This window comes from Campylobacter concisus (assembly GCF_002912425.1).
Taxonomy (GTDB): domain Bacteria; phylum Campylobacterota; class Campylobacteria; order Campylobacterales; family Campylobacteraceae; genus Campylobacter_A; species Campylobacter_A concisus_AH.
Genome location: NZ_POYR01000009.1, coordinates 1 through 4642 on the forward strand (window position 1 = coordinate 1; position 4642 = coordinate 4642).

The window sequence follows — 4642 nt, forward strand, 5'->3', positions numbered from 1 at the left end:
CTCTAAGTCTTTTAGTAAGCTCATCATCTACTGGCTTTACATTGCCATCTTTAATGTAAAAATTTACATCACCTTTTTGAAAGTAATCAATCAATCTTTGAAAAATGTTTAGATAAAGTATCGTATGATTATCACTTGAGTTAAAGTCGTAGCCGCAAATTGCCAATACATCATAAAAAGCATTATAAAGAGTATTAAAATCTTCTTCCTTGAGATCTGGACATTGGTGCAATAAAACAGAAAAATGTGCATCCGCTTGGTCCCCTATTTTAGCTTTACTTACTTTGCTGCTTATATCAAAAGTCTTTAGCGGAGTAATAATATTTTTATCTACTATGTTGCCAACATTGCATATGCTCAGTGCCTTTTTGGCATTATTATATATATCTTCCAATGATACTTTAGTGCTGTATGTCGCTTGTATAGATTTATTGCCGTTAGAATCTTCTTCGTATATGGCAGTATAATTTTTGTACTTATCCCACGCCCCATTAAACACCTTCAAATTTCCATTGCAATCGACAATCCTACTAAAAATCTCATTTATCTTTAGTATCTGCTCAGCAGTAAAGTTATTCATTTTATTCTCCCTAAATTTAAAAAGCTCCCACAAGGGGAGCAAAAAGCTTTTTTCAAAGCGTCTCCATTAAGTCCGGATTTCTCAAAAAAGAAATTTCAAAAATCAATCCTGCCGGACGCACCGCACGAAGCTGCGATTAGAAACGTCGTCCCAGTTATCGTAGCCATGACTGAAAAGCACGATCCACGCACCAGACGAGCCGCTGGCGTATTTAGTTTGGCTCCAGTAAAATGGCGAGTCAGATTCTGCTATGTATTTAAAAGCGGTATTTAGAGCGGGTTTATACCTACTCTTATCCGCTATGCTTAGCAGCTCCACTCTTGTTGGTAGCCTCCAGTCTTTGTATCCGGCTAGGCTTACTAGTTTGCAGTATTCTTGTGCTTCATCCCACGTTCCTTCAAAGTTTTGCTTTTCATCCTGCCACATTAGTCTTCCTAGCTTTTTTTCGCTACATATCACTACGTTTTTATCGTTATCTCGGTAGCACGTAGGGCTTAGCGCTTCGGCATTTAGCAGACCACAAAGCAGCAAAGAAACGGCTATATGTATTTTCATCTTTTATCCTTTCTTAAATTTTAAAATCAATACCGGCGGACGCACCGCACGAAGCTGCCATTAGAAACATCGTACAAGATATCGTTGCCATCGTTGCCATCATCGAAACACACGAACCACGCACTAGACGAGCCGCCGGCAAACCCAGTAGAGCTCCAGTAGCAGCCATAGCCTTTCTCGCCCTTATCGTTCGTCTTGTATGCGACGTTTTTAAAAGCTTTGTTTATAGCAGGCTCAAACCTAGTATCGTCCGTGATGCTTAAAAGCTCATTTACTGTAGGCAAACGCCAGTCATCAAAGCCCGCAAAATTTAAATTTTCACAGTATTTTACCGCCTCGGCATAAGTCATTTTATTGTTGTATTTATCGCCCATTGCACTTAATGTGGAGAGGGTAGCTGAACTATCCATAAATTTTTGATCCTGCCACATCAGTCTATAAATATCGTCTTTGACGATTTCTAAGCGGTCGTCTCTACTAAATCCCGCCGTAATTCCAGACCCCTTTTCGCCCGTAACCGAGCCAAACGCCTTTTTCACCGTTCCTATCGGGTCAAAGTCAAACGCAAACGCAGAGCCGCAACACAGCAAAAGCGCAAGCGTAAAGCAAATTTTCTTCATTTTCATCCTTCATCATTAAAATTTCATTTGCAAAACTGTTTTTGTATCTGATATAAAAGCCGTAAAACAGTATCGCCACATCGACGGCTGCGACTTACCAGCTATTATGTCGAATTTGCTCGTTCGGATTTAAATCCGTTAAAAAACCAGCAAAAACTAAGCTACAGCATCCAAGCATCTCTTCGCCATCGAAAGCTTTTTCGTAAAGTTGTGCCGCCTTTTTATGGTCTTTTCCCGCATCTCCCAACTCAGCACAAATTTCAAAATCACCATCTTGACACTTTTCTAGATCTGTCAAGTTTTGTGATCTTTCTGCTTTTATGCTTACACTTGCCCATAGACAGTCCCACCATCTTTGACTTTCATAAAAAGCATTTTTGACATATATCCATCTATGGAAAGTGTAGCTTTGGCTTGAAGTAAATTTAAGCTAAGAGCTGTAATTGCTAAAATCTTTAATAATATTTTTTCATTGTTATCATCATTTGTACTATCTAAAACTAAAAGTATATCTTCCGACATTTGTTGGGACAACTATCTCTAAAATTCTATTTTTTTGGCATATCATATAAGATTTTCTAGCATCTCCATACTCAAATGCAAGCTTATTGTTTTCTTCAACACCCACGCCCAATTCTCTAAAAAGTTTTTTTCTATCCTCTGTTGAACTAAATGCAGTTGTTAACACAGCCATTCCAAATCCTGAAAAAGCATTGCCATTTCCCTGCTTTCTAAAATAATCTTCAAACCTATCGCCTAATTTTTTATCATCATATATTACACATCCTGCTTTACCCTTGTTTACTACAATATTAGGGTAATCAACAACAAGCCTGCCATCATAAAGCGAAGTAATAGTAAAGTCGAATCCAGGTGCTGTAGAATCCTCTTGATATAACTTTAACTCAAAAGGTGCAGCCCCAAACACAGCTAATGGCAAGCTAGCTATTAGCAAACTTAAAAATACTTTTTTCATAACAATCTCCTTATTTGAAATTCATTTACTAAGTTTAAAATCATATAAGAATTATTCTTATTGAATACTTAATTCATATAGTATTTTTTTATCAACTATACTTCTTAAATTTAGAGCAATTTCAAAGAGTGTAAAATGCAAATTTATGAAAGAATAAATGCAATCCTAAGAAGTAAAAAGTTAAAGAAAAAGGACTTTGTCCAAAAATTTATAGATCTTGAACCTAGGCTAAAAAGCACAGGTGAAGTGCCATCTTTGCCATCAATATATAACTATCTCAATGGAAATAGAGAGATCAAAGCCGAGCTTATACCTTATATAGCAAAAGCCCTTGAAGTAAGCGAACAAGAGCTTTTTATAGACGACCTTAACATCTCAAGCTTTTTAAAAGATATGGTCAATAAATGTAATTACAATGATAAAGAATATGAAAATTTGCAAAACATAAGTCGTATCATAGATCTTTGTCAATATGCTTCAGAACCGCTCTTGTCAAGACTAATAGAAATTCTAGAGAAAAATAAAGAGCAAACACTAAGGCACATGAGAGATATTTCTCTTTTATAACCACCTTTTACTCGCCACAAAGATAACCCTACCTAGAAACCATATAGTTAGAATAAAAATTTATATTAAATAAAGTTCGCATTGAATAATATGCTTGCAAATTTTTACTTATAGAAAAAGGAGTTTTTAATGAAAAAGGCATTATTTATCGTATGCTTTTTGACTAGCATGGTATATGGGTTAGAAAGAGGTGCTACTAGCAATTTCAAATACATTATAGATACAGGTGTTCAATCAATCTATGTTCTTAATGGCAACTTGTCGTTTCAGCTTGTTTTTAACTTTTTTGATTCGCAAAGAAATGAGAAGGATGACTTTGGGGGATGCTACGACTACCGCAATATGGGTGAGGTAATAGTAGATGGACAAAAGGCAGAATGCACCAAAAATGGTAAAGACATTGAGTGCTTCAAAAAAGATGGATCTGGCAATAAAGTAAAAGCTCTTGTAATAACACCAATACAATACAATAAAGATAAACCACAAGATTCGAGCTATTGCGTAAAGACACAAAACGAATGTTTACCTCTCACAAAGGTTTTTGAACTGAAGTCTATGTTTGTAAAAAACTATGATATTAAGCTTACACCGGATGAGGAAGGAGATATTAGAAATATGGATGTGTGTTATACAGGGCCGTATGGTGTTTTGGATAGTTATAGAAAAAGTAGTTTAAATTCTAATGGACATATGATAGGTCACACAAATATTTACTTCTCTTCACCAGACATAGCGATAGAAGACTCTTTAAGATATATGAATACTACTGGTAATGCAGAGGGAGAGTATAGAGATGTAAAGATGATAAAAGATGGTAAAGAAAAGAACATCCAAGACTTTTTTACGGTTGATAAGGAAAGTTTAGAGAGACTATTGGGCGAAAAAGGTATTATAGATATTAGTTGTGGTATGTCTTGTCTAGTTCAGAGTATGTATATATTTAATGGAAAGATGTATGTAGATCAAGGTTATGATGATCTCAAAGTGGTGCCATATAATTTAATAGAAGGTATATTGTCAGATGAAGGTAGAAAATATATAAATAAATAACTAAAGGATTAGAAATGTCTATTGCAATTACAATATTAATATTTTTGGTAGTTTCATTTATTATTTATGGTATGTATGAAAAATCTTTTAACAAATGTCTTAACCTTGGCCCTAATGAGTTTGTAGAAAGAAAATTTTTGTTAAAAGCAAGTTCCTTGGACCTTAGTAAAATATTACTTGGACTAATATTTTTTACTATAATTATAGTAGATTTAGTTGAGCATTTTTTTAACAATCCTATCTTAGCTTTTTCTGCCGGCGCAATTTTTTTTATTTTATATGCCATATATATAA

The 4642-nt window shown here is 34.8% G+C and carries 7 protein-coding genes and 1 pseudogene; 3 read left to right on the top strand and 5 right to left on the bottom strand.

Annotated features, from left to right (window positions below; translation table 11 throughout):
- The 5 genes and pseudogenes from CYP84_RS00670 to CYP84_RS00695 all read right to left on the bottom strand — a co-directional run.
- Positions 1-580, bottom strand: a pseudogene (locus CYP84_RS00670) (McrB family protein); the annotation flags it as partial.
- A gap of 102 nt (positions 581-682) precedes the next feature.
- Positions 683-1135: a DUF1566 domain-containing protein gene (locus CYP84_RS00675; RefSeq protein ID WP_103636342.1), complete on the bottom strand. Its 453-nt coding sequence runs from the start codon at positions 1133-1135 to the stop codon at positions 683-685.
- Positions 1136-1161: 26 nt separating this feature from the next.
- Positions 1162-1755, bottom strand: coding sequence for a DUF1566 domain-containing protein (locus CYP84_RS00680; RefSeq protein WP_180996346.1), 594 nt, complete (start codon positions 1753-1755; stop codon positions 1162-1164).
- Between the two features lie 94 nt (positions 1756-1849).
- Complete coding sequence (locus CYP84_RS00685; RefSeq protein ID WP_103636344.1) at positions 1850-2053, bottom strand: hypothetical protein; 204 nt, start codon at positions 2051-2053, stop codon at positions 1850-1852.
- Between the two features lie 192 nt (positions 2054-2245).
- Entirely contained in the window at positions 2246-2731 is a 486-nt protein-coding gene (locus CYP84_RS00695; protein ID WP_103636346.1) for a hypothetical protein, read from the bottom strand.
- Between the two features lie 135 nt (positions 2732-2866).
- Between CYP84_RS00695 and CYP84_RS00700 the strand changes: the two genes are divergently transcribed.
- The 3 genes from CYP84_RS00700 to CYP84_RS00710 form a co-directional block, all read left to right on the top strand.
- Positions 2867-3298: a hypothetical protein gene (locus CYP84_RS00700; RefSeq protein WP_002941319.1), complete on the top strand. Its 432-nt coding sequence runs from the start codon at positions 2867-2869 to the stop codon at positions 3296-3298.
- A gap of 129 nt (positions 3299-3427) precedes the next feature.
- Positions 3428-4348 carry a hypothetical protein gene (locus CYP84_RS00705; protein WP_103636347.1) on the top strand — a complete coding sequence of 307 codons (921 nt, stop codon included), beginning with the start codon at positions 3428-3430 and terminating at the stop codon, positions 4346-4348.
- Positions 4349-4362: 14 nt separating this feature from the next.
- Positions 4363-4642 (top strand): hypothetical protein (locus CYP84_RS00710; protein WP_141089172.1); only part of this gene is annotated, 280 nt, incomplete at its 3' end.